Below are 21,005 nucleotides of genomic sequence, written 5' to 3' on the forward strand. Positions count from 1 at the left end.
AAACGACGCACCAAATCCATCATCTGGAACAGTCACCATGGCCTTCGTGGAACGGGTTTTCTCGGGCGTCCAGCCGACCGGCAACCTGCATCTCGGCAATTATCTCGGCGCGATCGTCAACTTCGTGAAGATGCAGGAAACCCACAACTGCATCTATTGCGTGGTCGACATGCACGCGATCACCATGCCCGTCGATGTCTGGGGTGGCCCCGCCGAGCTCGCACGTAACACCCGCGAGGTCACCGCGGCGTTCATCGCCGCCGGCATCGATCCGAAGAAGCACATCGTGTTCAATCAGAGCCAGGTCTCGGGTCATGCCGAGCTCGCCTGGATCTTCAACTGTGTCGCGCGCATCGGCTGGCTGAACCGGATGACGCAGTTCAAGGAGAAAGCCGGCAAGGACCGCGAAAATGCGTCGGTGGGTCTGTACGATTATCCGGTGCTGATGGCGGCCGACATCCTGCTCTACCGCGCCACCCATGTTCCGGTCGGCGAGGACCAGAAGCAGCATCTCGAGCTGTCACGCGACATCGCGCAGAAGTTCAACAATGATTTCGGCGACTCGATCCGCAGCCACGGCTTTGGCGATGGCCTGTTCTTTCCGCTTCCGGAGCCCTTCATCACCGGTCCTGCGACCCGTGTGATGTCGCTGCGCGACGGCACCAAGAAGATGTCGAAGTCGGATGCGTCGGACTATTCCCGCATCAACCTGACGGACGACGCCGATACGATCGCGCAGAAGGTACGCAAGGCCAAGACCGATCCGGAGCCGCTGCCGACCGAGGAAAAGGGACTGGAGGCACGTCCCGAGGCCGACAACCTCGTCGGCATCTATGCGGCCTTGTCGGACCGCAGCAAGGCCGAGGTGCTCAGGGATTTTGGCGGCGGTCAGTTCTCCAGCTTCAAGAATGCGCTGGTCGAACTGTGCGTGACCAAGCTTGGTCCGATCGCCGCGGAGATGAAGCGCCTCACAGCCGATCCCGGTTATGTCGACTCCGTGTTGATCGATGGCGGCGAGCGTGCCCAGGCCATTGCAGCAGAGACCATGAAGGCGGCGAAGGATATCGTCGGCTTCATCCGCAAGAGCTGAGCGCGACGGCGCCCTGGCGTTCGGGGTGCGCGGCCGTTGTCGACGGCAAGGAACCTGCGGCCCCTCTCCCCAACGCAACCGGGGTGTGGCAGCATCGCGATGTCCATCTCGCAGCAGCAGGCGGGGATAGCAATGGCGGTGCAGCGGCAGAGCTACGATATCGGGCACACGCCGAAATGCCTGGTCGTGGTCGATGACAGTGCGGAATGCGACCGCGCGATTCGCTATGCGGGGCGTTGGGCTGCGCGCGCGGGCGGCGGCATCGTGATGCTGCATGTCATCGAGACGGAGGACCAGAACCAGCAATGGCTCGGGGTCGCCGATCTCATGCGCGCGGAAGCCCAGGACGAGGCCAATGCGGCGCTCGATCAGGCCGCGACGCTGCTGTCGTCCATCGGCATCCAGGCACCGGACCGGGTGATCCGGGAAGGCGATCCCACCACGCAGATCCTGGCGACGGTGGAGGCCGATCGCGATATTGCGCTGCTCGTGCTGGCGGCCAATGCCGGCGCCGAAGGGCCGGGGCCGTTGGTGAGCCACGTCACCAAGACCATCGGCGCCTTCCCGGTGCCGTTGGTGATCGTGCCGGGCGACCTCGCCGACGCCGATATCGACGCGCTGTCATAGGGTTAGGTCCGAAACCGGGACGCGCCCCTCTTGATCGTGCGCGGCCGCGCGCCATCTGCTATGAGGACGCACCAGGCCGGCCTTGAACCGGCGCTGCCGGAGAAGATCATGTTCATCCAGACCGAAGCCACCCCCAATCCTGCCACCCTGAAGTTCATCCCGGGCCGCGTCGTGCTGCCCTCCGGAACGATGGAATTTTCGAGCCGCGAGGCGGCTGCGCGTTCGCCCTTGGCCGAGCGCCTGTTCGCCATTGGCGGCGTCACCGGCGTGTTCTACGGCGCCGACTTCATCACCGTGACCAAGAACGACGGCGAATGGCAGCATCTCAAGCCGGCCATCCTTGGCGCGATCATGGAGCACTATATGTCGGGCGCACCGCTGCTCGCCGATGGCAGCGCCGCCAATGACGACGCCACCGATGAGGACGACGAGTTCTATGACGAGGCGGACACCGAGACGGTCGGGATGATCAAGGATTTGATCGAAAGCCGCGTCCGCCCGGCGGTCGCCAATGATGGCGGCGACATCACCTTCCGCGGCTTCAAGGACGGCATCGTCTACCTCAACATGAAGGGCGCCTGCTCGGGCTGCCCGTCATCGACCGCGACGCTGCAGCATGGCATCCAGAATCTGCTGAAGCACTTCGTACCCGAGGTGGTCGAAGTCCGCCCGATGTGAGAGCGAAGGCTGATAGAGAGGTCGCGAACAGCTTTCCTGTTCGCGACATCATCATTGTCCCGCTGCTCACGCCGTCGTTCCGGTCGCGGGCCGGGTTGCCGATGATACGTCATCGTTGACGTTCCGGTTTGCGTTTCCGACGGAATCCGGAGTCGACTCGCCCGCGCGGGCCATCCCGATCTTGCGGCTCGACGCCGGCAGGTTGATCTGCCCGTGATGCTGCTGATCAGCTCGATCGCACCCACAGCTGATGACAGGCCCCGGGCCAGCTTGAAGCCGTCCGGGCGCGCTGAGCGTGCCGTCGAGATCGAACGCAATCATCACCAGCGCGCGGCTGATGGCGTCGACCACTGTCAGCGGATCGCGCGGCGCCCTTTGAATCACAACGAACTTGCTTTCGGCGGCCGGACAACGACCACTGCGACCGGCGCCGTCGCCCGGCGTCGCCGGGCCTCCGGCCTTTGGGCACGGAAAGATTTGCTTAAACGGCAGCATATCCAGTAATTTAACTAAATCCTGCCTCGCGCCGTGATGCGCTCCGCGCGGCGACCGTGTAAGAACGTAGCAACTCACTTTATCGCGTTACCGCAAAGGTATTCCGCGCATCGCGCGCCTCCAACAATGCGACCCTGACAGGATGCTGATACTGGCCATCGATACGGCTCTCGACCATTGCGCAGCCGCCGTTCTGGACACGGATTCCGCCGTGATGCGGGCGCAGGAAACGCTGCCGATGAAGCGTGGCCATGCTGAGGCACTGATGCCCCTGGTCGCACGCGTGAGGCAGCAATCCGGCATCGCCTTCCAGGAACTCGACCGCATCGTCGTCACCACCGGCCCCGGTAGTTTCACGGGGCTGCGCGTCGGCCTCTCCGCTGCCCGTGGCATTGCGTTGGCAGCGCACAAGCCGGTGGTGGGGGTGACGACGCTGTCGGCCTACGCTGCGCCGGTGGTCAGCGCCGACGGCGATGCTCCGGTGATCTCGGCGATCGATGCCCGGCATGATCACGTCTACTACCAGATCGTGAGCGGCAATGGCGACGAGCTGGTCGCGCCGAAAGTGGCGCCGATCGACGATCTGCTTGCCGACGCGCGCTTTGCCGCGCCGCATCTCGTCGGCAATGCCGCATCGATGCTGGCGGAGCGATGGCCCGCCGGCGCCACGGCGCCGGTGGCGGTCGACAACCAGCCGGGACCCGACATCGCGTGGGTGGCGTGGCTGGGTGCGGCGGCCGATCCGGCGCATGCGCCGGCGCGTCCCTTCTATCTGCGTGCGCCAGATGTGAAGCCACCGGCGGGCGCGGCGCCCGAGCTGGCGCACACGGCTGCCTCGTCATGAACATGCTGTTCCGCTGGTTTGGACGCTCCAAACCGTCGATCCAGGCCGCCTCCCCGGGCGACGCCGCTCGGCTGGCCCAGATCCATGCCGCATCGTTTCACCGTGGCTGGGGTGAGGGCGAGTTCGAGTCGATGCTCGCCGAGCGCAACACGATGGTCCACCGGCTGCGCCTCGGGCGTCGCGTCATCGGCTTCATCGTCTCGCGGATCGGCGCCGACGAGGCGGAAATTTTATCGATTGCACTTGACCCAAATCAGCGCGGCCGTGGATTTTCTCGTGATCTGTTGCTGCAACATCTGGGGCATCTGGCGGGCCGCGGCGTGCGCACAGTTTTCCTCGAAGTCGAGGAGAACAACCAGCCCGCGCGCAGACTCTATGAACGCGCCGGATTTGCGACCGTCGGCCGACGGGAACGCTATTACCTGCAGCCCGGCGGGGAACAGTTGAATGCGCTTCTGATGCGCCGGGACTTGTCGTAAACTGCGCTTGGTGGCAGAAAGCGCATCCTTGAGGCGAAACACGATGACCTCCTTGAAACCAACTCCAGCGCTCAATTCCACCGGGATCGAGGCCCGCTGCGCCGCGACCGGCATGCGGATGACCGAGCAGCGCCGGGTGATCGCCCGCGTGCTCGCGGATTCCAGCGACCATCCCGATGTCGAAGAGCTCTACCGCCGCTGCGTCGCCGTCGACGACAAGATTTCGATCTCGACGGTGTATCGCACGGTCAAGCTGTTCGAGGACGCCGGCATCATCGAGCGTCACGATTTCCGCGAGGGCCGCGCCCGCTACGAGCAGATGCGCGACAGCCATCATGATCACCTGATCAATCTGCGCGACGGCAAGGTGATCGAATTCACGTCGGAAGAGATCGAGAAGCTGCAGGCGGAGATCGCCCGTAAGCTCGGCTACAAGCTCGTCGACCACCGGCTCGAGCTGTATTGCGTGCCGCTCGACGAAGAGACGAATGGCTGATCCGGCGCGGTGAGCTTCGATCTCGTCATTTTCGATTGCGACGGCGTGCTGGTCGACAGCGAGGTGATCTCCTGCCAGACGCACGCCGACGTGCTCAGCCGCTGCGGCTATCCGATCACGACCGATCAGGTGTTCCGTCGTTTCCTCGGCCGATCGCTGAAGCAGGCCTGCGTCGAGATCGAAGCCGAACTCGGGCACGGTCTGCCCGACGATTTCAGCGCCAAGCTGCAGGCCGAGATGTACAGCGCGTTTGAGCGGGACCTGCAGGCGATCAACGGCATCGCCGACGCGCTCGATGCCCTCACGGTTCCGGTTTGCGTGGCGTCCTCGGGCTCGCATCAGCGGATGCGTGTCAGCCTCGGCGCGACCGGCCTGTACGACCGGTTGGCCCCCCATATCTTCTCCTCGTCCCAGGTCGAGAATGGCAAGCCCGCTCCGGACCTGTTCCTGTTCGCCGCGGCGCAGATGAACGCCAAACCCAGCGCCTGCGTGGTGGTGGAGGACAGTTCGGCCGGCATCCGGGGAGGCGTCGCCGCCGGCATGACGGTGCTCGGGTTTCATGGCGGCAGCCACTGCCGCGACGGGCATGCAGACGACCTGCGGGCTGCCGGCGCCACCCTGGTTTTCGACGATATGCGGCAACTTCCGGCCATTTTGGGCCGGCTGAGCCAGAAAACGAGCCCGCTCGCTGGATTTTCGGCCCTATAGCCTATATCTGAGCCCTGCGCCGAAGGGGCGCGCTCCCGATCGCATGCAAGGGTTCATGACGCCGCCGCGGAAGCTGCACATCAAGTCCTATGGCTGCCAGATGAATGTCTACGATGCCCAGCGCATGGTGGACACGCTGGGCGCTGAGGGCTTCGTCGAGACCGCCGAGGCGGGCGACGCCGATCTGGTGATCCTCAACACCTGCCATATCCGGGAGAAGGCCTCCGAAAAGGTCTATTCGGAGCTCGGGCGGCTGCGGGTGGCGAAGGAGGAGGCGGCGCGGCAAGGCCGCGCGATGCAGATTGCGGTCGCCGGTTGTGTGGCCCAGGCCGAGGGCGCCGAGATCGTCACCCGTGCCCCGACCGTCGACGTCGTGGTCGGACCGCAGAGCTATCACCATCTGCCCGAACTGCTTGCCCGCGCCGGCCGTGGCGAGCCGGCGATCGAGACTGAGTTTCCGGCCGAGGACAAGTTCGGCTTCCTGGCCAGGCCGAGCCGCGAGGCCATTCGCGCCCGCGGCGTCTCGGCCTTCGTGACCGTGCAGGAGGGATGCGACAAGTTCTGCACCTTCTGCGTGGTGCCCTATACGCGCGGCAGCGAGATGTCGCGTCCGGTGGCGCGCATCCTCGACGAGGTGACGCGGCTGACCGAGAACGGCGTCCGCGAGATCACGCTGATCGGCCAGAACGTCAACGCCTATCACGGTGAAGCGCCGGACGGCAGCACCTGGACGCTCGGCCGCCTGCTCTACGGCATTGCCGAGATCCCCGGCGTGGCGCGGATCCGCTATTCGACCAGCCACCCCAATGACGTCGATGACAGCCTGATCGCCGCCCATCGCGATCTCGCATCGGTGATGCCGTTCGTACATCTGCCGGTGCAGTCCGGTTCTGACCGGATCCTCGGCCTGATGAACCGTAAACATGGTGCGTCCGATTATCGGAAAGTTGTCGACCGTTTTCGCGCGGCGCGGCCGGATATTGCATTCTCTTCGGACTTCATCGTCGGGTTCCCGGGCGAAACCGAGGAAGATTTTCGCGCCACCCTCGCGCTCATCGCGCAAATCGGCTACGCTGCAGCCTATTCTTTCAAATATTCGCCGCGCCCGGGCACCCCGGCGGCGGACATGCAGGAGATGGTGTCAGCGACCGAGATGGACGAGCGATTGGAGCGCCTCCAGAGCTTGATCGACAGCCAGCAAGCGGCCTTCAACAAGGCTGCGATCGGCACGGTCGTGGACGTGTTGTTCGAGCGGGCCGCGCGCAAGCCCGGTCAATTGGTGGGACGGACGGCCTATCTGCAGCCGGCCCATGTGATGGCGCCCGACAACATCATCGGCCAGGTCCTGCCGGTTCGAATCGACAGTCTTGAACGCTACAGCCTGCTTGGCGAGCTTGTAGCAACAGCGGCTCCGGTTGCGGGCGCCGCCACTCCCCTTGTGTCCATCGGAGGCTGAGCACTTGCCCAAGAGCGCATCGGATTCATCTTCCCTCGCTCCCAGCCGCAAGTTCGACCGCGACATGTCCATGCCCCCCGAGACCCAGGTCGTCATCGACTTCGACGACAACCGCGCCGCGTCCGCCCTGGTCGGCCCCTACGGCCAGAATCTGGCGCTGGTCGAACGCCGGCTCGGCGTCGTTGTCGACTCCCGCGGCAATCACATCACCATCGGCGGCTCACGCGACGGCTGCGACGCAGCGCGGCGGGTGCTGGAATCGCTGTATACGCAGGCGGTGCAGGGCCAGGATCTGTCTCAGGGCGACGTCGAGGGCGCGATCCGCGCCGTCGTCGCCCAGGGCTCGCTGTTCGAGTTCGACGCCAAGGGCGCCAAGAACGCCTTCGAGAGCATCAACCTGCGCAAGCGGCCGGTCCGCGCCCGCACCGCCGCGCAGGATTCCTACATTCGCGCGCTCAAGCGCCACGAACTGGTGTTCGGCATCGGCCCGGCCGGCACGGGCAAGACCTGGCTCGCGGTCGCCCATGCCGCGCAGCTGTTCGAGCGCAAGGAAGTCGATCGCATCATCCTGTCGCGTCCCGCCGTCGAGGCCGGCGAGCGGCTCGGCTTCCTGCCGGGCGATCTGCGCGAGAAGGTCGATCCGTATCTGCGTCCGATCTACGACGCGCTGTATGACCTGATGGATGCGCGAATCGTGGAGCGCGCGCTGCAGGCCGGCGAGATCGAGATCGCGCCGCTCGCCTTCATGCGCGGACGCACGCTGACCAATGCCGCGATCATCCTCGACGAAGCCCAGAACACCACATCGATGCAGATGAAGATGTTCCTGACCCGGCTCGGCGAGAACAGCCGCATGATCATCACCGGCGACCCGTCACAGGTCGACCTGCCCAACGGCCAGACGTCGGGCCTCGCCGAGGCTGCGCGCCTGCTGGAGGGGGTCGAGGGAATCGCCCAGGTCAGGTTCACCGGCGAGGACGTCATTCGTCACGAATTGGTGGCCCGCATCGTCGCCGCCTATGAGGGGCCGAAAGCCCGCTGACGCGAGAGCAAGCACGCCGATCGGCGCATGACATGAGCGCGCCATCCGCACAGATATCGACCAGGATGCCACAAAGTCCCATTCCAACCACCGAGGTGATCATCGCGGCCGACTGCTGGCAGGACCAGCCCGACGCCGAGGACGTCATACATCGCGCGATCCTCGCCGCCGCGGAAAGGGTCGACGCCGAGGTCGGCGACGCCGAGATCGCGGTGATGCTGACGGACGATGCCGGCATCCGCACCTTGAACAGCAATTGGCGCGGCATCGACAAGCCGACCAACGTGCTGTCATTTCCGGCGCTGCAGCCGACCGGGCCCCGCGGCGACGATGACGCGCCGCGAATGCTCGGCGACATCGCGATCGCCTATGAGACGATGCGCCGCGAGGCCGACGAGGAGCAGAAGCCGTTCGACCACCATCTCAGCCACCTCACTGTGCACGGCTTCCTGCACCTGATCGGCTACGATCATGAGAGCGATGCCGAGGCTGAGGAGATGGAGGCGCTGGAGACCGAGATCCTGGCGCATCTCGGCGTCCCCGATCCCTATGCCGACCGCGAGCGGTTGGACTGACCATGGCCGATTCCGAGCCCATTCACGACAATCCGCGCCAGACGCGCAACCTGCCGGCCGTGGTCCCGCCGGCCGAGCTCGGCCGTTCGCCGAGCGAGAACTGGCTGTTGCGGGCGCTGCGCAATTTGTTCGGCTGGAAGGGCGGCGGTTCGGTACGCGATGACCTGCAGGTCGTGCTCGACGCCTCGACGCCGGATGACATCGGCTTCTCTGCGGTCGAACGCACGCTCCTGCGCAACATCCTCGACCTGCACGAGCGGCGCATCGCCGACGTGATGGTGCATCGCGCCGACATCGTCGCGGTCAGGCGTGATATCCCGCTTGGCGAGCTGATGAGCCTGTTCGAAAGCGCGTCGCACTCGCGGCTCGTCGTCTACAACGACACGCTGGACGATCCAGAGGGCATGGTCCACATCCGCGACCTGCTGGCCTTCATGACGGCGCAGGCCCGCGTCTCCGACGAGGCGAAGGCCAGACGCAAGAAGCCGCTGCCCGCCGGCCTCGATCTCAAGACCGTCGATCTCGCGATGCCGCTGTTCGAGGCCAACATCATCCGCAAGCTGCTCTACGTGCCGCCCTCGATGCGCGCGATCGACCTGCTGGCGCAGATGCAGGCCTCGCGCATCCATCTCGCACTCGTCGTGGACGAATATGGCGGCACCGACGGGCTGGTTTCGATCGAGGACATCGTCGAGCAGATCGTCGGCGAGATCGATGACGAGCATGACAGCGACGAGCCGCCGGCGATCATGCGACAGGCCGACAACGCCTTCATCGCCGATGCCCGCGCCAGCCTCGACGATGTGCGCCGGGTGATCGGCGAGGAGTTCGTAACCGGCGAGGCCGGCGAAGGCGTTGAGACGCTCGGTGGCTACCTGGTGAACCATGTCGGCCGCTTGCCGGTGCGTGGCGAGCTGATTTCCGGCCCCGGCAATTTCGAGGTCGAGGTGCTGGATGCCGATCCGCGCCGGGTCAAGCGGCTGCGCATCGCGCCGCGCAAGGAGCGACCCGTCCCGCGTCCGCCGCGCGAGAGCCGGCGTCGCGGCGAAGCCTCCGGCGAGAGCAATGAGGTGATCGAGCCGCCGCGGGCCGCCGAGGGCGGCAAGCCGCCGGGCGCCGACGACGACAATCCGCCCGCAACCGACGGAGCCAGCCCGCAGTGATCCGCCCTTCGTCGATTCGGGGCGTCGCGCTCGGCGTCGTGCTGGCCTGGGGCTGGAAACGCGCAGCGATCGCCGTCGCGGCCGGTGCGCTGTCGGCGCTGGCCATGGCGCCGTTCAACGCCTGGCCGGTGCTGGCGATCAGCTTTCCTGTGGTGGTCTGGCTGATCGACGGCGCCGCGGCAGGCGCGCGCCGTGGCATACCAGCCGCTGCGTTGACGGGCTTCTGCTTCGGCATGGGCTATTTCGTGCCCGGCCTGTACTGGATCGGCAACGCGTTCCTGGTCGATGCCGAGACCTTCGCCTGGCTGATGCCGTTCGCCGTCCTCGGCCTGCCGGCCTATCTCGCCCTCTTCCACGCCCTTGGCTTCGCCCTGGCGCGGTCGATATGGACCCGTGGGCCGACACGGATCCTGGCGCTGGCCGTCTGCTTGACAGCGAGCGAATGGCTGCGGGGCCACGCGCTCACCGGCTTTCCCTGGAATACGTTCGGCTACGCGCTGTCTCAGCCGCTCGCCTTGGCGCAATCGGCATCGCTGATCGGGCTGTGGGGGATGACCTTCCTGGCCGTTGCGATCTTCGCAAGCCCCGCGGTGCTGATCGACGGCAAGAGATGGCGCGACGGCTGGCATCTGCCAGCGGCGGCGGCGGCCGTGCTCGTCCTGATGGGCGCATTCGGCGCGATCCGGCTCGCCCAGCACCCGACGTCCCTGGTCCGCGATCTCAAACTCCGGATCATGCAGCCGAACCTGCAGCAGGACGTGAAATTCAACTATGGCGCCAAGGCCGACGTGATGCGGCGCTATCTGGCTCTGTCGGATCGCGCCTCCGGGCCGAACTCCACCGGTGTGCGCGACACCAACATCCTGATCTGGCCCGAATCGGCGTTTCCGTTCTTCCTTACGCGCGAGGCGGACGCGATGGCCCAGATCGCTGATCTGCTGGCCCCGGACACAGTACTGATCACCGGTTCGGTGCGCGCCCCTGACGGCCCGCGCAATGGCCCGATCACCCGCGCCTACAATTCGATCTACGTCATCGATCACGACGGCAGCGTGTTGTCATACTACGATAAGCTTCATCTCGTCCCCTTCGGCGAGTACTTGCCGTTCCAGGACCTGATGGAGCGGATCGGTCTTGAGCAACTGACAAGGGTGCAGGGCGGCTTCATCGTCGGGACAGCCAGGCGCAACCTCGAGGTGCCACACGCACCGCGTGTTCTTCCTTTGATCTGCTATGAGGCCATTTTCCCGGGCGATATCAGCGGATCGGACGAGCGACCGGGCTGGATCGTCAACCTGACGAACGATGGCTGGTTCGGTATTTCGACCGGTCCTCATCAGCATCTACAACAAGCGCAATGGCGCGCAATCGAGCAAGGCCTTCCATTAGTTCGATCCGCGAACACTGGCATATCTGCTGTGATCGATCCCGTCGGCCGCATTATCGCGCAGTTGCCGCTCGGCGCAGAGGGCATACTCGATGCGGCGCTGCCAGCGGCCTTGCGGCCGACGATCTACGCCAAGGCCGGCGATATCCCGGCGATCATCCTGTTAGTGATCGCTCTGGGCACCGTTGTGCGCCGGCGTGTTGCTGAAAAGCGTCCCTGACAGCGCCTAATCCCGATTCTTTCCGACATCGTAAGATTTTTTTCGACAAGTAAAACTCCAAGTGTTGACAGAGGCGTGCTGCAATTCGCATTCTCGCGCGGCAGCATGATCCGCTCAATTTGCTGCTCGACCGTCCTAGTTAGTAGGACATGCGAGCATAAATTGACGGCGTGAGTGCCTGAGGCATACTGCAAGCGCCTCGTTCCGGGACCTGATTTCTAGGGAGTTGAGAGATGTCGACGAAAGCGCCCAACCCTGTTGACAAGCATGTTGGCAGCCGGGTGCGGATGCGCCGTATCATGTTGGGTATGAGCCAAGAAAAGCTTGGTGAGGCTCTCGGGCTTACTTTCCAACAGATCCAGAAGTACGAAAAAGGCACCAATCGTGTCGGCGCTAGCCGTATTCAGCAAATTTCTGAGGTTCTGCAGATTCCGGTCTCCTTCCTGTTTGAAGGCGTCCCGAGCGGCAGCACCAATGGCGAGCCCTTCGACGGCGCCTCTCCGGCCTATGTGTCAGATTTTCTGGCAACTTCCGAAGGGCTGGCATTGACCCGCGCGTTCACGCGGATTCACGACTCCAAGCTTCGTCGCAGCATCGTCGACCTTGTCGAGCAGATTGCTGATCGCGAAGCGCCGGAAGATGACGCCTGAACCCCACCGAGATTGAAGTTCCGATCGGGCGGCAACATCCTCCTCATCGGAACTTCGGAACGAAATCGCGACAAATCAGACATTTGGCTTCATGCCGGACTGACGACACGTCCGGCGCCCCGCTCCGGCAGGGTCTCGATTTCAGAACATGTGACTGGCTCCGGTGAGTTCGACGTACGGTCCTGGCGAACAGCGAGGTCGTTCGATCTACTAACCGACCATCACGAGCCGAATGTCAGTCTTCCGAGCACGGCCGCTGTCAGCGAAGCCCGTGCCGCCTCTTCGCAATCTTCATTCTGAAAATCAAAACGGTCGATAGGAAAATCCGATCGTCGCGCTCGCAGCTGGAGCCGAACGGGCGGAAATCAGGGTCGCGCGTCCGGCCGTTTTGTGCGCATGTGGACCAAGAGGTTGACCGCTGGCGCATGCATTGGCAGCTCGCAGCGGTCAGCCTCTTTCCAGCGATCGGATCCCCTAAAGTTAGACACCCGACAAGCCGACACACATGACCGTCCCGACCAATCCGTTCGATAGCCGAACAATCCTCGATGGCATCCGCCAATGGGTGGAGATTGAAACACCCACCGAAGCCCCTGATCAGATCAATCAATTGGTCTCTTTGGTTTCCGAGGGCTATCGCGGGCTGGACGCAGTGGTCGAGCGCGTATCCGGCCGGGACGGCTGCGGCGACCACCTGATCGCCCGGTCGGGCTGGGGCCAGCAGGAGCCGGGAATCCTGATCCTCAGCCATCTCGATACGGTGCATCCCATCGGCTTTCTTCGGCGCCTGCCGTTTTCGATCGACGGCGACGTCGCTTTCGGGCCGGGCATCTACGACATGAAGGGCGGCGCCTACCTTGCTTATCATGCGTTTCGTCATCTCTGTTTGACCGGAAAGCGATCGCCCCTCGGCATTACTCATTTGTTCGTCTCCGACGAGGAGATCGGCAGCCCGACCTCGCGCGTACTGATCGAAGAGGAGGGCCGCAAGGCCAAATACGTGCTGGTGACCGAGCCGGCGCGCGACGGCGGCAGGATCGTCACCGGCCGCAAAGGCGTGGCGCGTTTCGATGTCACCATCCGCGGCGTTCCGGCCCACGCCGGTGCGCGGCCGCAGGATGGACGCAGTGCGATCCGCGAACTCGCCAACGTGATTCACGCGCTTGAAGCTCTCAATGATCTTGAGCGCGGCATCACGGTGAATGTCGGCGTCGTCCGCGGCGGCACGCGTCCAAATGTGATCGCCGAGGAAGCCTATGCAGAGGTCGATGCGCGCCTGCCGACGCCAGCAGACGCCGAGGAGATCGTGCCGAAGATTCTCGGCCTGACGTCGCGCAGCGAGGGCGTCAGCGTCGAAGTGACCGGCGGCGTCAACCGCCCGCCTTACGTCAAGGGCAACGCCGGTGCTGCGCTGTTCGAACATGCGCGCTCGCTCGCCGAAGAGATCGGCTTCGAGCTTGTCGACACCATCACCGGCGGCGGCTCCGACGGCAACTTCACCGCGCCGTTCACGGCGACCTTGGACGGGCTCGGCGTCGACGGCAAGGGCGCACATACGCATTACGAGCAGATGTACATCTCCTCGATCGAGCCGCGGACGCGCCTCCTCCACCGTCTCTATCAAACCCTGCGATGAGTACTGCGACCATCATGCCCGTCGATCACGATCACGCCGACACCGAGGCTTCGCACCGTCAGGGCTCCTTCTTTGGACGGCGCAAAGGCCACAAGCTTCGTGCGCATCAGGCCGATCTGATGGGAAACCTGCTTCCCCATCTCGCCCTTGATCTTGCTTCGCCTGCTGATGCCGTGCTGCCGGCGTTGTTCGATCCGCCGATCGATGACCTGCGGATCGAGATCGGATTCGGCGGCGGCGAGCATCTCGCGGCCGAAGCAAAGGCCTATCCACGAACCGGGTTCATCGGCTGCGAACCCTATATCAACGGCATGGCCAAGATCCTTGCGACGATCGAGGCCGACAATATCGGCAATGTCAGGCTGCTCGCGGGCGATGCAGCCGAACTGCTTGCCTGGCTGCCGCCGAGCTCGGTTCAGCGGATCGATCTGATCCATCCAGATCCCTGGCCGAAGCGGCGCCATTGGAAACGACGCTTCGTGCAAGAAGCGACGATCGCCGCGATGGCGCGAGCCCTGAAACCTGGTGGCGAATTCCGCTTCGTCAGCGACATCGCCGATTATTGCGCATGGACCTTGTGGCATCTGCTGCGCTCACCCGACTTCGCCTGGACTGCGGAGCGCGCTGACGATTGGCGCCTGCCATGGAACGGCTACACAATGACGCGCTATGGCCGCAAGGCGATGCGCGAGGGCCGGGTCGCGAACTATCTCATTTTCAGGCGACGCTGATCAGCCATTGTCCGCGCGCCGACCGGCGTCGCCGCGCCGAGAACGCGGCCACTTGCTCGTCGATGACCGCAGGCGCGCATAGGCCCGCAGACGACCGGACTGCCGTTGCACAGCGTTCGGCCGTCGGCGAAGCGGGATCGGAGCCTCGGAGCGCACTCCGGTCGTCCCCGCCGCCCCAGTGCCGAACTCAGCCCATGACGGCCACAGCAAGACGAGGCGACCCGCCTCATTTCAGCCCGCTCGCTTTTGGCCTGAGCCGGGCAAATCCTCTCCTTCAATTTTATTCAATCTTGGTGAACGGCCAGTTATTTGTCGGGAATGTCCGCAGCACCCTGGTTGAGGCGATGGGCCGAAGGACGGCCGCGGCGGGCCGGCAATTTCGCAGTTCCACCCTTCCTGGGCCGATACGACCCTTGCCGTCAGCCCGCAAAGCGGCTATATGAGCCGCATCAAACATCATCTCATATACGATCGCGTAGTGAGGGTGGGCCCTTCCGGACCCGCTCTTTTTTGTTACCTGGATCGCTCCGCCGCGAGGCGATTTGGTCCGGTGAACGCGATCGAGCCGGCAGAATGGCCGCAAGCAAGACACGCGATCGACCCCTTGATGACTGAACCCACGTTCGCAGCCGCTGACACCGATCTTCTGACCGAGCCCCGTCTCGTGGTCGAGCCGGGTGTCGCCGCGCGCGTGGCCGCGGTGGCCGAGCCGGTGCTGCAGGGAATGGGTTACCGCCTGGTCCGGATCCGCATCTCCGGCGAGGCCGGCTGCACCGTCCAGGTCATGGCCGAACGTCCCGACGGCACGATGCAGATCGAGGATTGCGAGGCGGTGTCGCGGGCGCTGTCGCCGGTGCTGGACATCGCCGACCCGATCGATCGCGCCTATCGGCTTGAGATCTCCTCGCCGGGCATCGACCGACCGCTGGTCCGCCGCACCGATTTCGAGCGCCACATCGGCCATCTCGTCAAGATCGAGATGGCGGTGGCGCATCAGAACCGCAAACGCTTCCGCGGCATCATCACCGGGCTCGACGGCGACGGCGTGTGCATCACCCGCGACGACGTGGCGAAAGACCAGGACCCGAGCGTCGTGCTACCGATGACCGACATCGGCGACGCCAAGCTGGTGCTGACCGACGAGTTGATCGCCGAGTCGATGCGCCGCGGCAAGGCGGCCGAGCGCGAGAAGAAGCGCGACCTCGGGCTTGCCCCGCCGCTGGCGCCGCACGCCAAGCCTGCGGCCCAGGCCAAGCCGAAACCGAAATTGAAAGACGGCCAGGCGGCGAAGAAGCCGCTGCCGACCAACACCAAGAAACATCGCCTCGCCGCCGATCGTGCGCGCAGAGGCGAGATCGATCCTGATTAGAGGAGATTTGAGCCATGGCCGTCAGCGCCAACCGGTTGGAACTGCTGCAGATCGCCGACGCCGTCGCGCGCGAGAAGTCGATCGACCGCGGCATCGTGATCGCCGCCATGGAAGACGCGATCGCCAAGGCCGCCCGCGCCCGCTATGGCAGCGAGACTGACGTTCACGCCGAGATCGACCCGCGCAGAGGCGAGCTCCGGCTGTCGCGCCATATGCTGGTCGTCGAAAAGGTCGAGAACCCCTCCAACCAGATCTCGCTGGATGACGCGCGCCGCGCCAATCCGGGCGCGCAGATCGGCGACACCATCGCCGACACGCTGCCGCCGCTGGAATATGGCCGCATCGCCGCGCAGTCGGCCAAGCAGGTGATCGTGCAGAAGGTGCGCGAGGCCGAGCGCGACCGGCAGTACCAGGAGTTCAAGGACCGCATCGGCGACATCGTCAACGGCGTCGTCAAGCGTGTCGAATATGGCAGCGTAATCCTCGACCTCGGCCGCGGCGAGGCGATCATCCGCCGCGACGAGATGCTGCCGCGCGAGGTCTTCCGCAACGGCGACCGCGTCCGCGCTTATGTGTTCGACGTCCGCCGCGAGACCCGCGGCCCGCAGATCTTCCTGTCGCGCACCCATCCGCAATTCATGGCCAAGCTGTTCGCGCAGGAAGTGCCCGAGATCTATGACGGCATCGTCGAGATCAAGGCCGTCGCCCGCGATCCCGGCTCGCGCGCCAAGATCGGCGTCGTCTCCCGCGACTCCTCGGTCGACCCGGTCGGCGCCTGCGTCGGCATGCGCGGCTCGCGCGTGCAGGCCGTGGTGAACGAGCTGCAGGGCGAGAAGATCGACATCATCCCGTGGTCGCCCGACATCGCGACCTTCGTGGTCAACGCGCTGGCGCCGGCCGAAGTGGCCAAGGTCGTCATCGACGAGGACCGCGAGCGCATCGAAGTCGTCGTGCCCGACACCAACAACCAGCTGTCGCTGGCGATCGGCCGGCGCGGCCAGAACGTCCGCCTCGCGTCGCAGCTGACCGGCTGGGACATCGACATTCTGACCGAGCAGGAGGAATCGGAGCGTCGCCAGGCCGATTTCGAGAACTCGACCCGCGTCTTCATGGAATCGCTCAATGTCGACGAGGTCGTCGGCCAGCTGCTGGCGTCCGAAGGCTTCACCTCGGTCGAGGAATTGGCGTTGGTCGATCTCAAGGATCTCGCCGGCATCGAGGGCTTCGACGAGGAGACCGCGACCGAGCTGCAGACCCGCGCCCGCGAGTTCCTGGAGCAGCAGGAGGCCGAGCTCGAGGCCAAGCGCAAGGAGCTCGGCGTCGAGGACGCGGTGAAGACCGTGCCCGGCGTCACCTCCAAGATGCTGGTCAAGTTCGGCGAGAACGACATCAAGACCGTCGACGACCTCGCCGGCTGCGCCACCGACGATCTGGTCGGCTGGACCGAGCGCAAGGATAGCGGCGAGCAGACCAAGCACGCCGGCATTCTCGACGGCCTCGAGGTTTCGCGCGACGATGCCGAAGCCATGGTCATGCAGGCCCGCGTCAAGGCCGGCTGGATCAGCGAAGCCGACATTGCCAAGCCGGAAGCCGAGGACGAGGACGCCTCCGAAGGACAGCCTGCCTGACCCATGCTGGACGCCGCCATGAGACCCGCCACGATACTGCTGGCTTGAGATGAGGAGCCGCACCACCACATGCTCGCTTTGGCTGACCCCGAGCTCGACAATGGACCGCGGACCGAGAAGTCCGCGACCATGCGCATGTGCGCGGTCAGCCGCGAGGTGCGGCCGATCGAGGAGCTGATCCGCTTCGTGGTCGGCCCGTCGGGCGAGGTCGTGCCCGACATCAAGCGCAAGCTGCCGGGACGGGGATTGTGGATCACGGCGTCAAAGCCGGTGGTTGCGGAAGCGGTGCGGCGTCACCATTTCAGCCGGGGCTTCAAGGCGAACGTCCGCGTCCCGCCGACACTGGCCGACGATCTGGAGGCCCTGCTGGCCCGCAGCGCCATCGAGGCCCTGGGGATCGCTGCCAAGGCCGGTCAGGTCGTGTCCGGATTCTCCAAGGTGGAAGCGGCGCTGTCGCAGCGGCAATCCCGGACAGCATTGGCCGCCCTGCTTCATGCCTCGGACGGCGCAGCCGATGGGATTCGCAAGCTCGACGCCCTGGTGCGGTCGAATGACGAGGACCAGGGGCAAGCCCCGCCATTTCCGATCATCTGCTGCCTCACTTCGGCAGAATTGGATTTGGCACTTGGGCGCTCAAATGTGATACATGCTGCCGTGCTCGCAGGCCCGGCGAGCAGGACATTCCTGTCGCGCAGCCAGACTCTGGTCCGATACCGGTCGGCCGACGCTGACAAGATTGCCGGAACCGCGGCCACGAAATCTGCTTCGACTTCGAAGACATAGCGACGAATACGCGACGATTGCACGAATGGGACGGTGCGGCAGACCCGCACGCTGGTAACGAGATTAGGACGACTGAATGGCCGACAACAACACTCCGGGCGACAAGAAACTGAGTGTCCCGACCAAGACCTTGACGCTGAAGCCGCGCGTCGAGACTGGCACGGTACGCCAGAGCTTCCCACATGGCCGGAGCAAGCAGGTAGTGGTCGAGAAGCGCGGCACCAAGCGCCGCGTCGGCGATGGGGCGCCCGATGCGCCGCATGCGCCGGAGCCGGTCGTCGCCAAGGCGCCGCCGCCGCCACCGCCAAGCAACCGTCCGTCAGGGCCCCGTCCCGGCTCTTCGCAGCGCGGCGGATCCGGCGTGGTGCTGCGCACCCTGACCGAGGATGAGCGTTCGGCCCGCGCCAGCGCGCTCGCCGACGCGCGCGTCCGCGACATGGAAGAGCGCCGTCAGGCCGAAGAGGAAGCCCGCCGCCGCGCCGAGCGCGAAGCCGCCGAACGCGCCGAGCGCGAGGCTGCCGAGGCGCGCCGCAAGGCCGAGGAAGAGCGCCACCGTCAGGAAGAGGAAGCCAAGCGCAAGGCCGAGCTCGAGGCCAAGAAGCGGTTCGGTGAAGGCGAGGCGCCCCGTCCGGCGACCGCCGCGCCGCAGCAGCAGCCCGCCGCGGTCACAGCTCCCGCTCGTCCGGCGCAAGCCCCAGGTCGCCCGCAGGGCGCACCGGGCAGCCGGCCACAGCAGATCGGCACCAGCGCGCGCCCCGGCGGGGCACAGCCCGCCGGCGCACGCCCTGCAGCCGCCCGTCCCGCGGGCGCAGGTCCGCTCGGCCGCGCGCCCGGCGTTGCCGCAGGTCCCGAGGATGATGAGGGTCCGCGCCAGATCCGCCGTGGTCCCGGCGGCGCTGCGCGTCCTGCGCCGCCGCCGAAGACCACGCACAAGCCGGGTCCGCAGAAGCAGCGCGGCCGCCTGACCGTCGTCACCGCGCTCACCGCCGACGACGTGCGCGAGCGCTCGATCGCCTCGTTCCGCCGCCGCACCCAGCGCCTCAAGGGCCATGCGGCCAATGAGCAGAAGGAGAAGCTGGTCCGCGAGGTGACGATTCCGGAAGCGATCACCATTCAGGAACTCGCCAACCGCATGTCGGAGCGCGCGGTCGACGTCATCCGTCTGCTGATGCGCCAGGGCGCGATGCACAAGATCACCGACGTGATCGACGCCGACACCGCACAGCTGATCGCCGAGGAACTCGGCCACAGCGTGAAGCGCGTCGCCGCCTCGGACGTGGAAGAGGGCCTGTTCGACGTCGTCGACGATTCGACCGACACCGAGCCGCGCTCGCCGGTCGTGACCGTGATGGGCCATGTCGACCACGGCAAGACCTCGCTGCTCGACGCGCTGCGCCATGCCAACGTGGTGTCCGGCGAAGCCGGCGGCATCACCCAGCACATCGGCGCCTATCAGGTGACGGCGCCGGATTCCGGCAAGAAGATCACCTTCATCGACACGCCGGGCCACGCCGCGTTCACCGCGATGCGCGCCCGCGGCGCCAAGGTCACCGACATCGTCGTGCTGGTGGTCGCGGCCGATGACGGCGTCATGCCGCAGACGATCGAGGCCATCAACCACGCCAAGGCGGCGAAGGTGCCGATGATCGTGGCGATCAACAAGATCGACAAGCCGGATGCACGGCCCGATCGCGTCCGCACCGAGCTGCTGCAGCACGAGGTGCAGGTCGAGTCCCTGGGTGGCGAAGTCGTCGACGTCGAGGTCTCGGCCAAGAACAAGACCAACCTCGATCGTCTGCTCGAGATGATCGCGCTGCAGGCCGACATCCTCGACCTCAAGACCAATTCGGATCGTCCGGCCGAGGGCACCGTGATCGAAGCCAAGCTCGATCGCGGCCGCGGTCCGGTCGCCACCGTGCTGGTCCAGCGCGGCACGTTGCGGGTCGGCGACATCATCGTCGCCGGCGCGGAGATGGGCCGCGTCCGCGCGCTGATCTCGGATCAGGGCGAGACGTTGCAGGAGGCAGGTCCGTCGGTGCCGGTCGAGGTGCTCGGCTTCAACGGTCCGCCGGAAGCCGGCGACCGTCTTGCCGTGGTCGAGAACGAAGCCCGTGCCCGTCAGGTCACCAGCTATCGCGCACACCAGAAGCGCGAGAACGCGGCAGCCTCGATCTCCGGCATGCGCGGTTCGCTCGAGCAGATGATGTCGCAATTGAAGACCGCGGGCCGCAAGGAATTCCCGCTGGTCATCAAGGCCGACGTGCAGGGCTCGCTGGAAGCCATTCTCGGCTCGCTGGAGAAGCTCGGCACCGACGAGGTCGCCGCGCGCATCCTGCATGCCGGCGTCGGCGGCATCAGCGAGTCGGACGTGACGCTCGCGGAAGGCTTCAACGCCGCGATCATCGGCTTCTCGGTGCGAGCCAACAAGGAAGCGGCCGCACTCGCCAAGCGCAACGGCATCGAGATCCGCTACTACAACATCATCTACGACCTCGTGGATGACGTGAAGAAGGCGATGAGCGGCCTGCTTGCGCCGACGCTGCGCGAAACCATGCTCGGCAATGCGCAGATCCTGGAGGTGTTCAACATCTCCAAGGTCGGCAAGGTCGCCGGCTGCCGCGTCACCGATGGCACTGTCGAGCGCGGCGCCAATGTCCGCCTGATCCGCGACAACGTCGTGGTTCACGAGGGCAAGCTGTCGACCTTGAAGCGCTTCAAGGACGAAGTGAAGGAAGTGCAGGCCGGCCAGGAATGCGGCATGGCCTTCGAGAGCTACGGCGACATGCGTGTCGGCGACGTCATCGAGTGTTATCGCGTGGAGACCATCCAGCGCTCGCTGTAAGTCCGAATCCTACAGAGCGCTGTGTTTTGACTGAGCTGCGACCCCCTCCCCGGAGGGGAGTCGCAAGTCTCATTTGAACGAATCGAAGCGTCGTCGAACTCAATCA

At 65.3% G+C, this 21,005-nt stretch carries 20 protein-coding genes; 19 read left to right on the forward strand and 1 reads right to left on the reverse strand.

Annotated features, from left to right (window positions below):
• Positions 1-37 precede the first annotated feature (37 nt).
• The 3 genes from trpS (at position 38) to BBTA_RS00190 (ending at position 2,395) form a co-directional block, all read left to right on the forward strand.
• Positions 38-1,090: a tryptophan--tRNA ligase gene (gene trpS, locus BBTA_RS00180; RefSeq protein ID WP_011942565.1), complete on the forward strand. Its 1,053-nt coding sequence runs from the start codon at positions 38-40 to the stop codon at positions 1,088-1,090.
• A 132-nt stretch (positions 1,091-1,222) separates the two neighbouring features.
• Positions 1,223-1,717 carry a universal stress protein gene (locus BBTA_RS00185; protein WP_011942566.1) on the forward strand — a complete coding sequence of 165 codons (495 nt, stop codon included), beginning with the start codon at positions 1,223-1,225 and terminating at the stop codon, positions 1,715-1,717.
• Between the two features lie 108 nt (positions 1,718-1,825).
• On the forward strand, positions 1,826-2,395 hold the full coding sequence (locus tag BBTA_RS00190; protein ID WP_011942567.1) for a NifU family protein: 570 nt from the start codon (positions 1,826-1,828) through the stop codon (positions 2,393-2,395).
• A gap of 66 nt (positions 2,396-2,461) precedes the next feature.
• Here the strand turns inward: BBTA_RS00190 and BBTA_RS00195 are convergent, their stop codons facing one another.
• Entirely contained in the window at positions 2,462-2,890 is a 429-nt protein-coding gene (locus tag BBTA_RS00195; protein ID WP_041750236.1) for a hypothetical protein, read from the reverse strand.
• Positions 2,891-3,032: 142 nt separating this feature from the next.
• Between BBTA_RS00195 and tsaB the strand changes: the two genes are divergently transcribed.
• From tsaB to infB, 16 genes are all read left to right on the forward strand, one after another.
• Positions 3,033-3,734 carry a tRNA (adenosine(37)-N6)-threonylcarbamoyltransferase complex dimerization subunit type 1 TsaB gene (gene tsaB / locus BBTA_RS00200; RefSeq protein WP_011942569.1) on the forward strand — a complete coding sequence of 234 codons (702 nt, stop codon included), beginning with the start codon at positions 3,033-3,035 and terminating at the stop codon, positions 3,732-3,734.
• Positions 3,731-4,213, forward strand: a complete 483-nt coding sequence (gene rimI / locus BBTA_RS00205) for a ribosomal protein S18-alanine N-acetyltransferase (RefSeq protein ID WP_011942570.1) — start codon at positions 3,731-3,733, stop codon at positions 4,211-4,213. Before tsaB ends, rimI begins: the two co-directional genes overlap by 4 nt.
• Before the next feature lie 43 nt (positions 4,214-4,256).
• Positions 4,257-4,709 (forward strand): Fur family transcriptional regulator, encoded by a 453-nt coding sequence (locus tag BBTA_RS00210; protein ID WP_011942571.1) that lies wholly within the window; start codon positions 4,257-4,259, stop codon positions 4,707-4,709.
• A 9-nt stretch (positions 4,710-4,718) separates the two neighbouring features.
• The gene (locus BBTA_RS00215; RefSeq protein WP_011942572.1) at positions 4,719-5,417 is read left to right on the forward strand and encodes an HAD family hydrolase; all 699 of its coding nucleotides are present in this window, start codon (positions 4,719-4,721) and stop codon (positions 5,415-5,417) included.
• Positions 5,418-5,472: 55 nt separating this feature from the next.
• Positions 5,473-6,873 (forward strand): tRNA (N6-isopentenyl adenosine(37)-C2)-methylthiotransferase MiaB, encoded by a 1,401-nt coding sequence (gene miaB, locus BBTA_RS00220; RefSeq protein WP_011942573.1) that lies wholly within the window; start codon positions 5,473-5,475, stop codon positions 6,871-6,873.
• Between the two features lie 64 nt (positions 6,874-6,937).
• On the forward strand, positions 6,938-7,915 hold the full coding sequence (locus tag BBTA_RS00225; RefSeq protein WP_049795278.1) for a PhoH family protein: 978 nt from the start codon (positions 6,938-6,940) through the stop codon (positions 7,913-7,915).
• A gap of 65 nt (positions 7,916-7,980) precedes the next feature.
• The gene (gene ybeY / locus BBTA_RS00230; protein WP_011942575.1) at positions 7,981-8,490 is read left to right on the forward strand and encodes an rRNA maturation RNase YbeY; all 510 of its coding nucleotides are present in this window, start codon (positions 7,981-7,983) and stop codon (positions 8,488-8,490) included.
• 2 nt (positions 8,491-8,492) lie between these two features.
• On the forward strand, positions 8,493-9,653 hold the full coding sequence (locus BBTA_RS00235; protein WP_011942576.1) for a hemolysin family protein: 1,161 nt from the start codon (positions 8,493-8,495) through the stop codon (positions 9,651-9,653).
• Positions 9,650-11,260, forward strand: a complete 1,611-nt coding sequence (gene lnt, locus BBTA_RS00240) for an apolipoprotein N-acyltransferase (protein ID WP_011942577.1) — start codon at positions 9,650-9,652, stop codon at positions 11,258-11,260. The genes BBTA_RS00235 and lnt overlap by 4 nt, the downstream gene beginning before the upstream one ends.
• Before the next feature lie 233 nt (positions 11,261-11,493).
• Positions 11,494-11,910, forward strand: a complete 417-nt coding sequence (locus BBTA_RS00245; protein WP_011942578.1) for a helix-turn-helix domain-containing protein — start codon at positions 11,494-11,496, stop codon at positions 11,908-11,910.
• Between the two features lie 505 nt (positions 11,911-12,415).
• On the forward strand, positions 12,416-13,546 hold the full coding sequence (locus tag BBTA_RS00250) for a M20 family metallopeptidase (RefSeq protein ID WP_011942579.1): 1,131 nt from the start codon (positions 12,416-12,418) through the stop codon (positions 13,544-13,546).
• Positions 13,543-14,277, forward strand: coding sequence for a tRNA (guanine(46)-N(7))-methyltransferase TrmB (locus BBTA_RS00255; protein ID WP_011942580.1), 735 nt, complete (start codon positions 13,543-13,545; stop codon positions 14,275-14,277). The genes BBTA_RS00250 and BBTA_RS00255 overlap by 4 nt, the downstream gene beginning before the upstream one ends.
• A 607-nt stretch (positions 14,278-14,884) precedes the next feature.
• Positions 14,885-15,646, forward strand: a complete 762-nt coding sequence (rimP, locus tag BBTA_RS00260; protein WP_011942581.1) for a ribosome maturation factor RimP — start codon at positions 14,885-14,887, stop codon at positions 15,644-15,646.
• Between the two features lie 14 nt (positions 15,647-15,660).
• Positions 15,661-17,274, forward strand: a complete 1,614-nt coding sequence (gene nusA, locus BBTA_RS00265; RefSeq protein WP_011942582.1) for a transcription termination factor NusA — start codon at positions 15,661-15,663, stop codon at positions 17,272-17,274.
• A gap of 69 nt (positions 17,275-17,343) precedes the next feature.
• Complete coding sequence (locus BBTA_RS00270; protein WP_011942583.1) at positions 17,344-18,057, forward strand: RNA-binding protein; 714 nt, start codon at positions 17,344-17,346, stop codon at positions 18,055-18,057.
• Positions 18,058-18,133: 76 nt separating this feature from the next.
• Positions 18,134-20,899 (forward strand): translation initiation factor IF-2, encoded by a 2,766-nt coding sequence (infB, locus tag BBTA_RS00275; protein ID WP_011942584.1) that lies wholly within the window; start codon positions 18,134-18,136, stop codon positions 20,897-20,899.
• Positions 20,900-21,005: the final 106 nt, after the last annotated feature.

This window comes from Bradyrhizobium sp. BTAi1, assembly GCF_000015165.1.
In the GTDB taxonomy this organism is placed as follows: domain Bacteria; phylum Pseudomonadota; class Alphaproteobacteria; order Rhizobiales; family Xanthobacteraceae; genus Bradyrhizobium; species Bradyrhizobium denitrificans.